This window comes from Microbacterium sp. NPDC056569, assembly GCF_042793475.1.
GTDB lineage: Bacteria > Actinomycetota > Actinomycetes > Actinomycetales > Microbacteriaceae > Microbacterium.
On the sequence record NZ_JBHTUV010000005.1, the window covers coordinates 77128 to 93822 of the forward strand.

Genomic DNA, 16695 nt, shown 5'->3' on the forward strand with positions numbered 1-16695 from the left:
GGGGCAGGCGGCCCTAAACTCTCCCCGTGGCCCGAGACCTCCCGCCCCGCGCTCGCTTCGATATTCGTTCGCGCCGCGCCCCGTGGGCGATCGTCGCTGTCGCGCTCGCCGGCGTGCTGACCGGGTGCGGCCCCACCCCGCCCGATCCGACGCCCACGTCCGCGCCGACGACGTCCGCGAGCGACACCGCCCCGACCCCGACGGCCACGTCGACGGCTGAGCCCACGCCCACGCTCGTCCCCGACGGAACGGCGGAGGACAATCTGCCGCTGTTCGCCGCGGTCACCGCCGGGGTGTGGGCGACGGACTCCCGTGTGTCCGGCCGCGCGTACGTCGACGCGCTCACGGCGGCAGGGTTCGACAAGTCGGCGATGCAGGTGACCCAGGACGTGTCAACCGTGGGCAATCCTGCGGAGAGCATCCAATTCTCGGTGCGATGGGGCGACGAGTGCCTCATCGGCCAGGTCGGCCCGGCGACGGGCGATCCGGTCGCCGTCGTCGTTCCCGTGCTCGCCGAGGGGACCTGCCTCGTCGGGCAGACCCGTCCCATCGACTGGTGAGGCCTTTTCGCTACGCCGACGAGTGCGAAGAAGGCCGCGCTCACGCCGTGCGTCATGTCGCCGGGTAGGCTGGGACGCTGACGTCTGAAGTCCAAGGAGAGCAGAAACCCGCATGGCTGAGTACATCTACTCGATGGTCCGCGCCCGTAAGGCCGTCGGCGACAAGCTGATCCTCGATGACGTCACGATGGCGTTCCTCCCGGGCGCGAAGATCGGCATGGTCGGCCCGAACGGCGCCGGAAAGTCGACGATCCTGAAGATCATGGCGGGCCTCGACACGCCGTCGAACGGCGAGGCGAAGCTGAGCCCCGGCTTCACGGTCGGCATCCTCATGCAGGAGCCCGAGCTCGACGAGACCAAGACGGTGCTCGAGAACATCCAGGACGGCATCGCCATCAAGGCGAAGGTCGACCGGTTCAACGAGATCTCCGGCCTGATGGCCGACCCCGACGCCGACTTCGACGCGCTGCTCGCGGAGATGGGTGTCCTGCAGGAGGAGATCGACGCCGCCGATGCGTGGGACCTCGACTCCCAGCTCGATCAGGCCATGGACGCCCTGCGCACCCCTCCGGGCGACGCCCAGATCGGGCCGCTGTCGGGCGGGGAGAAACGTCGGGTCGCCCTCACCAAGCTCCTGCTGCAGAAGCCCGACCTGCTGCTGCTCGACGAGCCTACGAACCACCTCGACGCCGAGAGCGTGCTCTGGCTCGAGCAGCACCTGCAGAAGTACCCCGGCGCCGTGATCGCGATCACCCACGACCGGTACTTCCTCGACAACGTGGCCGAGTGGATCGCCGAGGTCGACCGCGGGCGCCTCATCGGCTATGAGGGCAACTACTCGACGTACCTCGAGAAGAAGGCGGAGCGTCTGGCCATCCAGGGCAAGAAGGACGCCAAGCTCGCCAAGCGCCTGGCCGAGGAGCTGGACTGGGTCCGCTCGAACCAGAAGGGACGCCAGGCGAAGTCGAAGGCACGTCTCGCGCGCTACGAGGAGATGGCGGCTGAGGCGGACCGTACCCGCAAGCTCGATTTCGAGGAGATCACCATCCCGCCGGGGCCGCGGCTCGGCAACGTCGTGATCGAGGCGAAGAAGCTGCAGAAGGGCTTCGACGGCCGCTCGCTGATCGACGGGCTGAGCTTCACGCTTCCGCCCAACGGCATCGTCGGCGTCATCGGCCCGAACGGTGTGGGCAAGACCACGCTCTTCAAGACCATCGTCGGCCTCGAGCCGCTCGACGGCGGAGACCTCAAGGTCGGCGAGACGGTCAAGATCAGCTACGTCGACCAGTCGCGCGCGAACATCGACCCGCAGAAGACCCTCTGGGAGGTGGTCTCGGACGGCCTCGACATCATCACGGTCGGCAAGACCGAGATCCCGTCGCGCGCCTACGTGTCGAAGTTCGGCTTCAAGGGTCCGGACCAGCAGAAGAAGGCCGGCGTGCTCTCCGGTGGTGAGCGCAACCGTCTCAACCTCGCGCTCACGCTCAAGGAGGGCGGCAACCTGCTGTTGCTCGACGAGCCGACCAACGACCTCGACGTGGAGACGCTGCAGTCGCTCGAGAACGCGCTTCTCGAGTTCCCCGGCTGCGCTGTGGTCATCACGCACGACCGCTGGTTCCTGGACCGCATCGCGACCCACATCCTCGCCTACGAGGGCACCGACGAGGACCCCGACCAGTGGTACTGGTTCGAGGGCAACTTCGAGGCATACGAGGCGAACAAGATCGAGCGACTCGGCGCCGAAGCGGCGCGGCCGCACCGTACCGCCTACCGCAAGCTCACGCGTGACTGACAACGGCGACGCGGCGGTCGCAGCCACCGGAAGCGACCGCCGCCTGCACATCCCCATCCACCTGCGGTGGGGTGATCTCGACGCGTTCAACCATGTCAACAACACGTCGATGCTGAAGCTCCTCGAAGAGGCGCGCGTGCGAGCGTTCTGGCTTCCGGAGCCCGGCGAGGACGCGCCGGCAACGGCGGTGCTCGATTCGAGCATCTTCAGCGGCATGCTGACACTCATCGCGCGGCAGGAGATCGAGTACCTGGCCCCTGTGCCGTATCAGCGGCACCCGCTGGACGTGCAGATGTGGTTCGGCAAGCTCGGCGGCTCGAGCATCGAGGTCTGCTACGAGGTCTACAGCCCGATCGAGTCGGGTGACGCGGGGCGCACGCTGTACGCACGAGCCACCACGGTGATCGTGAAGGTGGATGCTGAGACCGGGCGCCCCCTCCGACTCACGAGCGAGGAGCGCGCGGCGTGGGGGCCCTACGTCGGCGAGCCGATCCGCTACGCCCACCGGCACTGACCAGCCTCGCGGTCTCCCGCTCAGCCGGCGTCGCTTCCGGCGGACGGGACGCGGATCATGATCTCCTGTGCGACGTTGGCCATCAGCGTGCCGTCCGCGGCATAGATCCGGCCTGACGCGAGGCCGCGGCCGCCGCGGGCGCTCGGCGACTCCTGGACGTACAGCATCCATTCGTCGACGCGTCCGAAGCGGTGCCACCACATCGCGTGGTCGAGGCTCGCGACCTTCAGTCCCGGCGTCGCCCACGAGACGCCGTGCGCGCGGAGGATCGACTCCTGGATCGTCAGGTCGCTGAGGTACGCGAGCGCGGCGCGGTGGATCGCGGGGTCGTCGGGGATCGGTCGGCGAATGCGCATCCAGACCGCCTGACGTGGCGCCTTCTGCGCGTCGGCCGCGACGTAGATCGGGGCGGGGATGTGCCGCAGATCGACCGGCCGGTCGGTGAAGAGGCGCTTCGACATCGGGTGCAGGCCGCCGAGGTGTGCTTCGATGTCGGGCAGATCCTCCGGCGCGGGCACGCCCTCCGGCATGGGTTCCTGGTGATCGAGTCCGGGGTCCTCGTCCTGGAACGACGCGATCATCGAGAAGATCGGCACGCCCTCCTGGAATGCCTGCGTCCGCCGCGTGGAGAACGATCGACCATCGTGGATGCGGTCGACCGAGAAGGTGATGCCCTTCGTCGAATCGCCCGGCCGCAGGAAGTACCCGTGCATGGAGTGCACGATCCGCTCCTCGGGGATCGTCCGCGATGCGGCGACGATCGACTGCGCGAGCACCTGACCGCCGTAGACGCGGCCCAGCGGCATCGACTGCGATGCGCCGGTGAAGATGTCCTCCGTGGTGCGCGCGTCGGACGCGCTCAGATCGATGACCGACAGCATCGACGCGACCGGATCCTTCTCCGGCGCCGTCTCGGCGTTCGGCTCGACATCCACGGGTGCTCCTCTCCGGGGCGGCGGCCGCCCGTAGGTCCGCTTGGTAGCTTAGAGGGCGATGTCACCGCGCCTGTTGCTCGCCGATCCCGAGTCCGCCGCCGACGCCCTCACCTTCGCGGGTCGGGCAGCGCGCTTCACCGTCGAAGGCGTCCGGCTGCAGGCGGCAGCCGGGGTCCTGGCGATGACAGCCGCGCCGCTCGCGCCGCGCGGCTTCGGCGATCCGACGCCCACGGTCCTCGCGCTGCGCTCGCTCGGGGCAGACCCCGAGCTGGTCTGCGACCTCGTGGTGGAGGCATCCGCACTCTCCGCCGCCGTCGACGATCCGCGAGCGCTCACGCTCCCCGAGACCGCCCTCTCACCTGCATGGGCCGGAATCACTCCGCCGCGCAGCGGCTGGGACGCCCGGCCCGGGATCGAGGCTTCGACGCTCGCAGCGAAGGCGCAGGGCGGGATCGCGCGCGTCGCCGACACGGTGCCGACGGATGCCGGCGAGGACGTGGTGCGCACCGTCCGCGCCGCGGTGTGGGGGGTGCCGGACGAGGAGCTGGGCGGCCTCCCGCTCGGCGTCGCGTTCGCGGCCCTGAGCCTCGGGTTCATCAGCGGAAGCGAGACCGCCCGGGTCTTCGCGAGCGGTCCGTGGACGCGTGTGAGTCTCAGCCGCGGCCACGTGCTGGTGCGCGGGCCGGTGGCGACCGGCCTCACTCCGGTGCGGCGGACGGGGTCTTCGGCGAGCTGACGCAGGTGCCGCGGCTCAGCCGCGATCTCGCGGCGAGACGATCCGGAACATGCCCGCCATGTCGCCGCGATCGAATCCCCGGGAGCGATAGAGCGCGTCACCCTCGGCGGTCGCGAAGAGTCCCACGAACGCGTCGGAAGGCGCATGAGCCGCGACCCACTCGAGAAGCCGGTCGAGGAGCCGGGCCCCGAGCCGTTCGCCCTGCGCCTCGGGCACCACGGCCAGATCCTGCACGTAGAAGTACTTCACTCCGTCCCCGACGAGGCGACCCATGCCGATCGCCCGGCCGTCCCGGAGCGCGACGACGCCTGCCGTCGAGCCGGACAGCGACGCGTCGATCGTGTCCCAGTCGAACGCGTGGGTCCAGCCCACGGCCTCGGCGATCTCCCGGTGCTCGGCGGCGGTTGGCACCCGATCGGCGAACGCCACAGCAGACGTGGTCATATCGCCCCCGCCGCCGCGCGCCCGGCGGTCCGCCCGGAGAAAAGGCATCCGCCAACGAACGTGCCCTCGAGCGCGCGGTAGCCGTGGATCCCGCCTCCGCCGAAGCCGCTCGCCTCGCCCGCCGCGTAGAGGCCGGGCACCGGCTCGCCGCCGGCGCCGAGTGCGCGCCCCGAGAGATCGGTCTCGATGCCTCCGAGCGACTTGCGCGTGAGCACGTGCAGCTTCACGGCGATGAGCGGTCCGGACTTCGGGTCGAGGATCCGGTGAGGGCTGGCGGTGCGGATGAGCCGGTCGCCGCGGAAGGCGCGTGCCGAGCGCAGCATCGCGATCTGGGCATCCTTCGTGAAGTCGTTGTCGATCTCGCGGTCGCGAGCCTCGACCTCGAAGCGGACGCGATCGGCGTCCAGTACGTCGCCACCGGGGAGCGCCCGCATGCCCGCGATGAGGTCGTCGAGGTTGTCCCGCACGACGAAGTCGGCGCCGCGATCCATGAACGCCTGCACGGGACCTGCGGCGCCCTTGCCGAGGCGCGACTTCGCGAGGAGCTTGACATCCTTCCCGGTGAGGTCGGGGTTCTGCTCGCTGCCGGAGAGCGTGAACTCCTTCTCGATGATCTTCTGCGACAACACGAACCACGAGTGATCGTGGCCGGTCGCCCGCAGGTGGGCGAGCGTCCCGAGCGTGTCGAACCCGGGGAAGAGCGGCACCGGCAGACGGTTGCCCGTCGCGTCGAGCCACACCGACGAGGGACCCGGAAGGATGCGGATGCCGTGGTCCGGCCAGATCGGATCCCAGTTCTGGATGCCCTCGACGTAATGCCACATGCGGTCGCCGTTGATCAGTCGTGCACCCGCCGCGGCGGAGACCGGCTGCATCGAGCCGTCGACGTATGCGGGCACGCCGGTCACCATCGTCGCCGGGGGAGTGCCGAGCCGCTCGGGCCACCACTGGCGCACGAGGTCGTGATTGCCGCCGATGCCGCCGGACGAGACGATGGTCGCGGCAGCGGAGACGGTGAAGGTGTCGACGGTCTCGCGCGAGCTGGCGACACCCCGCGCCGCCCCGGAAGGTGCCAGCACATCCCCGGCCGCGCCGGTGACGACGCCGTCCTCGACGGTCAGCGACGTGACGCGGTGGCGGGGCAGGATCGTCACGCGGCCGTCGGCCTCGCCCGCCTCCACCGCCGCCTGGAACGGAGCGACGATCCCCGGGCCCGTTCCCCAGGTGATGTGGAAGCGCGGCACCGAGTTGCCCGGACCGGTCGCGGTGTACCCGCCGCGCTCTGCCCAGCCGACGATGGGGAAGAAGCCGACGCCCTTCTCGCGCAGCCACGCCCGCTTCTCTTCGTGGGCGAACTGCAGGTACGCCTCGGCCCACCGCCGCGGCCACAGGTCTTCGTCGCGGTCGAACCCGGCGTTGCCGAACCAGTCCTGGCGGGCGAGCTCCAGCGAGTCGTGGATTCCCAGCCGACGCTGCTCGGGCGAGTCGATGAAGAACAGCCCGCCGAACGACCACCACGCCTGGCCGCCGAGGTTCGACCGCGGCTCCTGATCGACGATCGTGACCCGCTTGCCGGCGGCGACCGCCTCCGCGGCCGCGACGAGGCCGGAGAGTCCCCATCCGATGACCAGGATGTCGGTGTGGTGGGCGGCGGGCATGTCGACTCCTTCGTCGGCGAGGGGTGGGTCGGACCGGATGGCTCAGCGAGCGGGGTCGGTGTCCGCCGGCGGTGTTGCCGTGACGGGGAAGGATGCCGCGGCCCGGGCTCCCGCGGCGGGTCCGATGCCCGAGGGCTCGAAGGTATTCACCATGGCATACGCGGCGCGCTGGAGGTAATCCCAGAGCGTCGCCTCGTGCAGCGGCGGCAGATGCAGCTCGTCGACGGCGACGCGCATGTGTGCGAGCCAGCGGTCGCGCGCGTCGGGATCGACGTGGAACGTCGCATGGCGCATGCGGAGCCGGGGGTGCCCGCGCTCCTGGCTGTACGTCGTCGGACCGCCCCAGTACTGCTCGAGGAACAGCGTGAGCCGCTCCTTCGCAGGTCCGAGGTCCTCCTCGGGATACATCGGCCGGAGCACCTCGTCGTCGGCGACGCCGCGGTAGAAGGCATCGACGAGCCGCGCGAAGGTGTCGTGCCCGCCGACTTCGTCGTAGAAGCTCAGCGGCGTCGGGGTCGCATCATCCGTCATGGCGTTCCTCCGAGGGTCGTGCCGGACTCGTCGGCCGGGGGCGGCGACGACGGCTTCTTGGGCGTTCGCTTCGGCTTCCACACGGCGCGATCCGGCGTCGACGCGGGAACCGGCGTGGGCTTGGTCTTCGGCGGGTTGGCGCCGCGCACGCGCTGAGCCCCCTCGAGCCCGCTGGGCATGACCGCGGTGAGCGCGGGCAGCGTGATGCCCATCTCGTCGATCGTGTGCTTCAGGCGCATGCGCAGCTCGCGCGCGACGTCGTCCTTCGCATTCGCGCGCGTCTTCATGACGAGACGGATGACGAGCGCGTCGCCCGAGATCGACTCGAGGCCCCACACCTCGGGCTGCTCGAGGATCCGCGTGCGCCACTTCGGGTCCTTCGCGAGCTCCTTGGCGGTGTCGAGCATCGCCTTCTCGACCTCTCCGATGTCGGAGTCGGTCGCCACCGAGAGGTCGAGGATGACCCGGGACCAGCCCTGCGACAGATTGCCGATGCGGGTGATCTCGCCGTTGCGCACGTACCAGAGGGTTCCGTTGACGTCGCGCACGTGCGTCACGCGGACGCTCACGTACTCGACGATGCCGGTCGCCAGTCCGAGGTCGACGACGTCGCCGATCCCGACCTGGTCCTCGGCGACGATGAAGATGCCGTTGAGCACGTCCTTGACGATGTTCTGGGCACCGAAGCCGAGACCCGCGCCGATGGCGGCGGTGAGGAGCGTCAGCGACCCGAGAGCCGTCGGCGCCAGCACGTTGATGATCAGCAGCAGCGCGATGATCACGACCGTCACGTTGACGATGTTCGTGAGGATCGATCCGAGCGTCCGCGTGCGCTGGACGAGTCGCACCGATGCGAGCGGTGACCGCTCGAGGGCCTGGGTGTCGTCGACGTTCGCCTTGTTCTTGGCCCCGTTGACGATGCGGCCGACGACGCGGTGGATCACGAATCGCAGGATCCACACCACGAGCACCGCGCCGACGATGATGCCGGCGACGGTCAGGAGGTTCCAGCCGGCCCTGACGAAGAACTCGCCGACCCCCTGCCAGAATTCGACGTCTGCGATGGTCGGCTCGTCAGGAGGCGTGGTGTCGAAGGGGACGCGAATCATCGTGACGATCCTAACGAGGTGAGCACGCGCTCAGCCTGGGCGGCGCTCAGGTTGTGGACCACCCGCCGCCGTCTGCGGAGCGGATGCATCGACGAGCCGGTGGCGGTGGGCGAGGATCACCGCCTGCACCCGGTCGCGCGCCCCGATCTTGGCCAGCACGCGGCCGACGTGCGTCTTGACGGTCGACTCGCTCAGGAACAGTTCGCGTGCGATCTCGGCGTTGTTCATCCCGCGCGCGATCGCGATGAAGACCTCCCGTTCGCGGTGGGTCAGCTCCGCCGTCGGGTCGCCGGCCGGGGTCGCGGGTTCCGCCACCGGCGGCGCCGCATGGAGCCGGTCGATGAGTCGGCGGGTGACCGACGGCGCGAGCACGGCGTCGCCCCGGTGCACGGCCCGGATGGCCGCGATGAGCTCCGAGCGGTGCGCGTCCTTGAGGAGGAACCCGCTCGCGCCGGCGTCGAGCGCGCCCACGGCGTACTCGTCGAGGTCGAACGTGGTGAGGACGAGAACGCGCGTCGCGGGGTGAGCGGCGACGATCGACCGGGTGGCCGCGATGCCGTCGGTGCGCGGCATCCGTATGTCCATCAGGACGACGTCGGGGGCGTGCGCGGCGACGGCGCGCACCGCCTCGTCGCCGTCGGCCGCCTCGCCCACGACGGCGACGTCCGGCTCGGCCTCGAGCACGAGGCGGAAGCCGAGCCGGATCAGCTCCTGGTCGTCGACCAGGAGAACGCGGATGGGTGTCGTCATGGTCCGTGCTCCTCAGGGTGGGCCTCAGCGCTCGCGTGCGCCGGCAGGGGGAGCGAGGCCCGCACCGTCCACCGGCGGCCGTCGGCCGGTCCGACCTCCAGCGTCCCACCCACGTGCGCCGCGCGCTCGCGGAGCCCCGGGAGGCCGAACCCGGCGCGTCCCGGCGGGTCCGCAGCATCCGTACGTGGCCGCACCCCGTCGTTGACGATGCCGAGTTCGACCGCATCCGCCCGAACGGCGATCCGCACGTCGATCGTCGTGGCGAGCGGTGCGTGCCGCATCGCGTTGGTGAGCGACTCCTGCACGATGCGCGCCACCGCGAACCGCACCTCCGCCGGCACATCGTCGAGGCGGCCCTCGACATGCAGCACGACCGGGAATCCGGCCCGCTGCGCGGACTCGACCGCGTCGGCGACGGACGCCGACTCGATCGGCGCGAGGGGCGCGTCGGGGGAGAGCTCGGGGTCGCGCAGCACGCCGAGCATCGCGCGCATCTCGGTGAGCGCACCACGAGCCGTGCCGGCGATCTGCCCCGTGACGGCGCGGGCGCGCTCCGGATCGGATGTCGCGGTCGCCCCCTCCGCGAGGGCGACGATCACCGTGAGGTTGTGCGAGACGATGTCGTGCATCTCCCGAGCGATGCGCGTTCGCTCCGCGGCGGCGCCCAGACGCGCCTGCTGGTCGCGTTCGACGAGCAGCTGGCGCGATCGGTCGATCAGCGCCTCCAGATACCGTCGGCGGTTGCCGACGTTGATGCCGATCAGTGCGCCGAAGAGCATGGCGACCAGGCCGGACACGAGGGTGGTCACGAGCAGGCTGAGCTCCGATGGCGAGCCGAGCGCGGCCGTCGCCGTGGCCAGAGCGACGGCGACGGCGGCGACGCCGAAGGCGATCCAGCAGGCACGCGCCGACCGGTACACCGCCACGGCGTACAGCGCGAAGGCGGGTAAGAGGTGCGTCGCGGGAACGAGACTCGGCGGCAGCGCGATCGACGGGAGCACGCACGCAGCGAAGACGAGGAGGGGCCGCGTGCGGCGGAACATGAGGGCGCCGCACGCGAGGATCACCAGCACGACCGCGATCCACGTCTGGGCGACGGTCGGCTGCGTCGGGAAGCCCGAGCGGAAGGTCGCCACCGGCAGGGACAGCAGCAGCGCCGCGCCCGCGACGATCGCGTCCGTCACGCGAGGGTGCCGTGCCCAGAAGCGCCGGAAGACGCCCGGCGGCCTGGCTGGCGGGTCGCGGCATTCGGTCGACTCTACGCGTCGCGGCCGCGCAGCACCGCCCAGCCGCCGATGAGGGGCACGATGCCCCAGGCGGCCAGTGTGAGGAGAGGCACGGCGAGGTCCTCGGCGCCCGGAGCGGTCACGGCCGCCGCGGCGTTCATCGGCAGATACTCAGCGAGGTCGGCGATCCAGCTCCAGCTCTCACCGAACATCCCGAAGAGGCTGAACACGATGGGCAGCACGAACAGCACGCCGACCGTCACCGCGATGGCGCCGGCGCCGTTGCGCAGGATGAACCCGAACCCGAGGCCGATGAGGGTGAAGACCACCATCGACAGCACGCCCAGCGCGAGCGGCACGATCGACTGCGCGGGCTCCGACCAATCGATCCCCTCGGCGAGGAACGGGGCGGTCGCCGCGATCGCGACGGCGTAGGTCACGACGGTCGTCAGCGCGATGAGCACCCCGACGACGACGGCCTTCGCCACCACGACCGCTCCGCGGCGCGGCTCGGCGGTGAGGGTGGAGCGGATCATGCCGGTCGAGTACTCGCCGGTGATGACGATCGCGCCGAGGATGCCGGCGACGAGCATCGTGAACTGCGTCGGCGAGAGGATCGCGCTGACCGCGGGGAATCCGCCGCCGAACTGGGCGGACGCCGACGCGATCATCATCGAGATGCCGATCGACAGCAGGGCGGTGATCCCGAGCGACCACCAGGTCGAGCGGAGCGTCGTGATCTTGATCCACTCGCTGTGCAGCAGGCGGGCGAAGCTCAGGCGGTGGGGCGAGGCGGCGCGGGTGCCGCCGAGGTCGGCACGCGTGGCGGGGGCGAGGGCGGTCATGCGATCTCCTTGGAGGTGTACTCGACGGCGTCGCCGGTGAGCGCGAGGTAGGCGTCTTCCAGCGATCCGGTGCGGGAGGTGAGCTCGTGGACGGGGATGCCGAGCGAGGCGGCGAGGTCGCCGATCGACGCGGCGGTGACGCCCGAGATCTCGGCGACGCCGGGGGACGACGCCGTCACGGTGACGTCGGGGCCGGCGAGGGCGGCGACGAGCTCCGACAGACGGGGCGAGCGCACGATCACGTTGTTGGCCGTCCATGCCTGCACGAGCTCCGACAGCTCGGCATCGGCGAGCACCTGGCCGCGGCCGAGGACGATCACGTGGTCGGCTGTCTGCGCCATCTCGCTCATGAGGTGGCTGGAGAGGAGCACGGTGCGCCCCTCCGCCGCGAGGTGGCGCACGAACTGACGCACCCACCGCACCCCCTCGGGGTCGAGTCCGTTCACCGGCTCGTCGAGGATGAGCGTGCGGGGGTCGCCGAGCAGCGCGGCGGCGATGCCGAGGCGCTGGCCCATGCCGAGCGAGAACTTGCCCGCCCGCTTGCCGGCGACGGACTGGATGCCGGTGAGCTCGATCACCTCGTCGACGCGTGCCCGCCCGATGCCGTGCGTCGCCGCCATCGCGCGCAGGTGGTTGCGGGCCGAACGGCCGGTGTGCACCGCTTTCGCGTCGAGCAGCACTCCGACCTCGGTCAGCGGCGAGCGCAGGCGCGCGTAGTCCTGGCCGGCGACGGTCACGGTGCCGGACGTGGGACGGTCGAGACCGACGATCATCCGCATGGTGGTCGACTTGCCGGCGCCGTTCGGGCCGAGGAAGCCGGTGACCTTCCCCGGCTGCACGGTGAACGACACGTTGGACACCGCGGTCTTGTCTCCGAAGCGCTTCGTGAGCTGTTCTGCAACGATCATGCCCACCACGCTATGAGTCAGCTGTGCCCGCGCGCGTCAGCCTTCGGGATGAACAGTCGGCGACGGAGTGGTACCACGGTGCCGAACACGACGGATGCCTCGACCCGGCCGTCTGGCCGGGTCGAGGCATCCGTCGATTCGACTACTGGGCGTCGCGGTCCTGCACAGACAGCGCGCGCTCGACGCCGGCGAGGTTCTCGGCGACGAGGCGGCGCAGAGCCGGGGCGGCGTCGGCGTTCGCCTCGAGCCACGCGCGGGTCGCGTCGCGCAGTGCGACGTCGGCGAGCGGGGCCGGGTAGAGGCCGACGATGAGGTACTGCGCGATCTGGTAGGTGCGCGAGTCCCAGATGGGCAGCAGTGCGTCGAAGTACCGCGCGACGAACTCACCGAGCAGGTCGCGGCCGGCCGGGTGCACGAAGCCGAGCGCCGCGGCGCGGACGATCGTGTTCGGCTGGTCGTCGCTGTCGACGAGCGACGACCACGCGGCCGCCTTCGCCTCGGCCGACGGCAGCGCCGCCTTGGCCTGCGCAGCGAATTCGCCGCCCTTGGCGGTGTTGTCGGCTTCGAGCGCCTCGTCGATGTCGGCCGCCGTGACGACGCCGCCCGCGGCGAGGGAGACGAGCAGCTGCCACGACAGGTCGGTGTCGATGGCGAGACCGTCGAAGGCCAGCTCGCCGTCGCGCACCTGACGGACCTTCTCCCACTGGCCGGGGGTCGCCGCGGCGGACGCGAACGCGGTGACGAACTGCAGCTGGCTGTCGCTGCCGGCTTCGGCGCCCTCGGCCAGCTGGAGCAGCGCGTCGGCGACCTTCGCACGAGTGACATCCCGCTTCTCCGGCGCGACGTACGAGTTCGCGGCGAGCTGCAGCTGCGCGAGGGTCGTGCGGACGGTGGTCGACTCGGTCTCGGCGCCGATGTTTCGCAGCACCAGGTCGACGTAGTCGGAGGCGGATGCCTCGGCGTCGCGCGTCTGGTCCCACGCGGCACCCCACACCAGCGAGCGGGCGAGCGGGTCGCTGATCTTGCCGAGGTGGTCGATCGCGGTCTGAAGCGACTGGTCGTCGAGGCGGATCTTCGCGTAGGCGAGGTCCTCGTCGTTCAGGAGCACGAGCGCGGGGCGCTTCAGGCCCTTGAGCTCGGGCACCTCGGTGAGGTCGCCGTCGACGTCGAGCTCGATGTGGTGCACACGCACGAGCGCCTCGCCACGCAGCTCGTAGAAGCCGACGCCGAGGCGATGCGGCCGGATCGTCGGGTAATCGGCCGGCGCCGTCTGCACGATCGCGAAGCGCGTGATGTTCCCGTCGACATCCGTCACGACCTCGGGCGAGAGCGTGTTGACGCCGGCCGTCTCGAGCCACTTCTTCGACCACGTCGACAGCTCACGACCGCTGGTCGCCTCGAGTTCGGCGAGCAGGTCGCCCACCTCGGTGTTCGACCACTCGTGCTTCTTGAAATAGGCGGCGACCCCGGCGAAGAACGCCTCGATGCCGACCCACGCCGCCAGCTGCTTGAGCACCGAGCCGCCCTTGGCGTACGTGATGCCGTCGAAGTTGACCTGCACGTCCTCCAGGTCGTTGATCTGCGCGACCACGGGGTGCGTCGACGGGAGCTGGTCCTGGCGGTACGCCCAGGTCTTCTCCATCGCGTTGAACGTGGTCCACGCCTCGGTCCACTCGGTCGCCTCGGCGGTGGCGATCGTCGACGCCCACTCGGCGAACGACTCGTTGAGCCACAGGTCGTTCCACCACTTCATGGTGACGAGGTCGCCGAACCACATGTGGGCGAGCTCGTGGAGGATCGTGACGACGCGACGCTCCTTGACGGCGTCCGTCACCTTAGAGCGGAAGACGTACGTCTCGGTGAACGTGACCGCCCCCGCGTTCTCCATGGCGCCCGCGTTGAACTCGGGCACGAAGAGCTGGTCGTACTTGGCGAACGGGTAGGCGTAGTCGAACTTCTCCTCGAAGTACGAGAAGCCCTGACGCGTCTTGTCGAAGATGTAGTCGGCGTCGAGGAACTGCCACAGGCTCTTGCGGCCGTAGACACCGAGCGGGATGACCCGGCCCGACGCGCTCGTCAGCTCCGAGAACGTCGCCTCGTACGGACCGGCGATGAGGGCCGTGATGTACGACGAGATGCGCGGCGTCGGCTCGAAGCGCCAGGTCGCGGTGCCGTCGCCGTGCTTCTTGGGCTCGGGGGTGGGGGAGTTGGAGACGACCTTCCACGGCTCGGGCGCCGTCACGGTGAACGCGAACGTCGCCTTCAGGTCGGGCTGCTCGAACACCGCGAACACGCGGCGCGAGTCGGGCACCTCGAACTGCGAGTACAGGTACACCTCGCCGTCGACGGGGTCGACGAAGCGGTGCAGGCCCTCGCCGGTGTTCGTGTAGAGGCAGTCCGCGTCGATGACGAGCTCGTTGTCGGCGGCGAGGTCGTCGAGCGCGATGCGCGAGTCGGCGAACACGGCCGCCGGGTCGATCGAGCGGCCGTTGAGGGTGATCTCGCGCACCTCGCGCGCGATCAGGTCGATGAACGTCGCGGCACCGGGCGTCGCGGTGAAGCGGACGACGGAGCGGGATCCGAAGACCTCGGCGCCCTTCGTCAGGTCGAGCGCGACCTCGTACGACTGCGTGTCGACGATCGCGCGGCGCTCCTGCGCCTCGATGCGGGTGAGGTTCTCTCCAGGCACTGCTGTGGCTCCCATGGGTGAGGATGACGGAGGTGGTCGATCGGCTCGTCGCACGAGCGCTCGATCCGGCGGCCGCCACCAGCGCTGCTGGCACCGATGACAACCGGACCAGCCTATGCCAGCGAACCGGCGAACGCCCGATCCCGTGGCTGAAAGCACGCGTGCGCGGTGTCAGGATGGAGGGGTGACCTCTCCCGAGCAGCACGTCGTCCCGTTCGCCTCTCCCGCCGCCGCCTCCGGCGCCCCGTACGTCGAGGAGCCCGTCGCGTACGACGGCATCCTCCTCGCAGGCTTCGGCGGTCCGGAGGGCCAGGACGACGTCATCCCCTTCCTCCGCAATGTCACACGGGGGCGCGGCATCCCCGACGAGCGCCTTGAGGAGGTCGCGCACCACTACCGCCACTTCGGCGGCGTGAGCCCCATCAACGCGCAGAACCGCGCGCTCAAGGCGGCCCTCGAGGCCGAGCTCGCGCGCCGGGCGATCGATCTCCCCGTGTACTGGGGCAACCGCAACTGGGCTCCCTACCTCGGCGAGGCGGTGACGGATGCTGCGGCCGCCGGTCGCACGAACCTCCTGGCGCTCGCGACCAGCGCCTATTCGTCGTTCTCGAGCTGCCGTCAGTACCGCGAGGACTTCGCCCGCGTGCTCGCCGAGACGGACCTCGAGGGCCGGGTCACCATCGACAAGGTGCGACAGTTCTTCGACCACCCGGGCTTCGTGCAGCCGTTCGTCGACGGCGTGCGCGACGCGGTGGCCGGCTTCCTCGCCGACGGCATCGCGCCGGAGGCCGTGCGCGTGCTGTTCTCGACCCACAGCATTCCGACGGCGGATGCTGAGCGCTCCGGGCCGCGCGAGGGCGACGAGCTGCACCGCGATCTGGGCGACGGCGGCGCCTACGCCGCGCAGCACCTCGCGGTGGCCGAGGTCGTCATGGCCGCCGTCGCCGCCGAGGTCGCCGGAGCCGACCGCGTCGCGTGGGACCTCGTCTACCAGTCGCGGTCCGGCCCGCCCACGCAGCCGTGGCTCGAGCCCGACATCAACGACGTCATCGCGGAGCTTCCCGGCGCGGGCGTCGAGGCCGTCGCGATCGTGCCCGTCGGTTTCATGAGCGACCACATGGAGGTGCTGTGGGACCTCGACACCGAGGCGATGGATGCCGCCGCCGAGGTCGGCATCCGGGCGGTGCGCACGCCCACGCCCGGCGTCGACCCGGTCTTCGTGGCGGGCCTCGTCGACCTCGTCCAGGAGCGACTCGACGGCACGCCTGCGACGGAGCGGCCGCACGCGACGGACCTCGGTCCCTGGTTCGACGTCTGCCGCCCCGCCTGCTGCGAGAACGTCCGCGCAGGCTTCAAGCCGGCCGCCGCCGGCATCGCTCCCTGAACCCGGTCGACGCCGCTGCGGCCGCAGCATCCGTTCCCCCACCAGCCCTCTCTAGGATTGAGCCCATGCGCATCCACATCGCGACCGATCACGCCGGCCTCGAGTTCTCGACGCAGCTGCAGCACCACCTGGCGGCCGCCGGTCACGACGTCGTCGACCACGGGCCGATCGAGTACGACCCGCTCGACGACTACCCGGCGTTCTGCATCCGCGCCGCCCAGGCCGTGGTCCGCGACCAGGCCGCAGGCGTCGAGGCGCTCGGCGTCGTCTTCGGCGGGTCGGGCAACGGCGAGCAGATCGCCGCGAACAAGGTCGTGGGGGTCCGCGCCGCCCTCGCCTGGAGCATCGCCACCGCCGAGCTCGCCCGCGAGCACAACGACGCCAACGTCATCGCGATCGGCGCCCGCCAGCACACCTTCGAGGAGGCGGCGACCTTCATCGACCGCTTCATCGCGACGCCGTTCTCGGGCGAGGAGCGCCACGCGCGCCGCATCGCCCAGCTCGCCGCCTACGAGGAGGACGGCGCCCTCGAGCCCGACCCCCGTGCCACTGCCGGGCAGCCGGACGTCCTCGCCGCCGACGACAGCTCGTTCGACCCCGAAGCCGGCTGAGCC

General features: G+C 70.6%; 16 protein-coding genes. 6 read left to right on the forward strand and 10 right to left on the reverse strand.

The window, feature by feature from the left end:
- Positions 1-26: 26 nt before the first annotated feature.
- The 3 genes from ACFQ7C_RS07765 (at position 27) to ACFQ7C_RS07775 (ending at position 2866) form a co-directional block, all read left to right on the forward strand.
- A complete protein-coding gene (locus ACFQ7C_RS07765; protein ID WP_378898933.1) occupies positions 27-560 on the forward strand; it encodes a DUF6993 domain-containing protein in 534 nt (177 codons plus the stop codon).
- 112 nt (positions 561-672) lie between these two features.
- Complete coding sequence (ettA, locus tag ACFQ7C_RS07770) at positions 673-2352, forward strand: energy-dependent translational throttle protein EttA (RefSeq protein ID WP_378898934.1); 1680 nt, start codon at positions 673-675, stop codon at positions 2350-2352.
- A complete protein-coding gene (locus tag ACFQ7C_RS07775; protein ID WP_378898935.1) occupies positions 2345-2866 on the forward strand; it encodes an acyl-CoA thioesterase in 522 nt (173 codons plus the stop codon). Before ettA ends, ACFQ7C_RS07775 begins: the two co-directional genes overlap by 8 nt.
- A 20-nt stretch (positions 2867-2886) precedes the next feature.
- Here the strand turns inward: ACFQ7C_RS07775 and ACFQ7C_RS07780 are convergent, their stop codons facing one another.
- Positions 2887-3747 carry an acyl-CoA thioesterase gene (locus ACFQ7C_RS07780; protein ID WP_378899127.1) on the reverse strand — a complete coding sequence of 287 codons (861 nt, stop codon included), beginning with the start codon at positions 3745-3747 and terminating at the stop codon, positions 2887-2889.
- Between the two features lie 112 nt (positions 3748-3859).
- Between ACFQ7C_RS07780 and ACFQ7C_RS07785 the strand changes: the two genes are divergently transcribed.
- On the forward strand, positions 3860-4537 hold the full coding sequence (locus ACFQ7C_RS07785; protein WP_378898936.1) for a hypothetical protein: 678 nt from the start codon (positions 3860-3862) through the stop codon (positions 4535-4537).
- A 15-nt stretch (positions 4538-4552) separates the two neighbouring features.
- Here ACFQ7C_RS07785 and ACFQ7C_RS07790 read toward each other — a convergent pair whose 3' ends face one another.
- From ACFQ7C_RS07790 to pepN, 9 genes are all read right to left on the reverse strand, one after another.
- On the reverse strand, positions 4553-4981 hold the full coding sequence (locus tag ACFQ7C_RS07790) for a GNAT family N-acetyltransferase (RefSeq protein ID WP_378898937.1): 429 nt from the start codon (positions 4979-4981) through the stop codon (positions 4553-4555).
- On the reverse strand, positions 4978-6639 hold the full coding sequence (locus tag ACFQ7C_RS07795) for an FAD-binding dehydrogenase (RefSeq protein WP_378898938.1): 1662 nt from the start codon (positions 6637-6639) through the stop codon (positions 4978-4980). Before ACFQ7C_RS07795 ends, ACFQ7C_RS07790 begins: the two co-directional genes overlap by 4 nt.
- 42 nt (positions 6640-6681) lie before the next feature.
- Positions 6682-7170, reverse strand: a complete 489-nt coding sequence (locus ACFQ7C_RS07800) for a globin (protein ID WP_378898939.1) — start codon at positions 7168-7170, stop codon at positions 6682-6684.
- Positions 7167-8279 carry a mechanosensitive ion channel family protein gene (locus ACFQ7C_RS07805; RefSeq protein ID WP_378898940.1) on the reverse strand — a complete coding sequence of 371 codons (1113 nt, stop codon included), beginning with the start codon at positions 8277-8279 and terminating at the stop codon, positions 7167-7169. Before ACFQ7C_RS07805 ends, ACFQ7C_RS07800 begins: the two co-directional genes overlap by 4 nt.
- A 30-nt stretch (positions 8280-8309) precedes the next feature.
- The gene (locus ACFQ7C_RS07810; RefSeq protein WP_378898941.1) at positions 8310-9029 is read right to left on the reverse strand and encodes a response regulator; all 720 of its coding nucleotides are present in this window, start codon (positions 9027-9029) and stop codon (positions 8310-8312) included.
- Positions 9026-10213 carry a sensor histidine kinase gene (locus tag ACFQ7C_RS07815; RefSeq protein WP_378898942.1) on the reverse strand — a complete coding sequence of 396 codons (1188 nt, stop codon included), beginning with the start codon at positions 10211-10213 and terminating at the stop codon, positions 9026-9028. Before ACFQ7C_RS07815 ends, ACFQ7C_RS07810 begins: the two co-directional genes overlap by 4 nt.
- Positions 10214-10287: 74 nt before the next feature.
- Entirely contained in the window at positions 10288-11100 is an 813-nt protein-coding gene (locus tag ACFQ7C_RS07820; protein ID WP_378898943.1) for an ABC transporter permease subunit, read from the reverse strand.
- Entirely contained in the window at positions 11097-12008 is a 912-nt protein-coding gene (locus ACFQ7C_RS07825) for an ABC transporter ATP-binding protein (RefSeq protein WP_378898944.1), read from the reverse strand. The genes ACFQ7C_RS07820 and ACFQ7C_RS07825 overlap by 4 nt, the downstream gene beginning before the upstream one ends.
- Before the next feature lie 142 nt (positions 12009-12150).
- Positions 12151-14697, reverse strand: a complete 2547-nt coding sequence (gene pepN / locus ACFQ7C_RS07830; protein WP_378899129.1) for an aminopeptidase N — start codon at positions 14695-14697, stop codon at positions 12151-12153.
- A gap of 184 nt (positions 14698-14881) precedes the next feature.
- On the opposite strand from pepN, the gene ACFQ7C_RS07835 reads away from it, so the two are divergent.
- On the forward strand, positions 14882-16081 hold the full coding sequence (locus ACFQ7C_RS07835; protein WP_378898945.1) for a ferrochelatase: 1200 nt from the start codon (positions 14882-14884) through the stop codon (positions 16079-16081).
- Between the two features lie 65 nt (positions 16082-16146).
- Positions 16147-16692, forward strand: a complete 546-nt coding sequence (locus ACFQ7C_RS07840; protein ID WP_378898946.1) for a ribose-5-phosphate isomerase — start codon at positions 16147-16149, stop codon at positions 16690-16692.
- Positions 16693-16695: the final 3 nt, after the last annotated feature.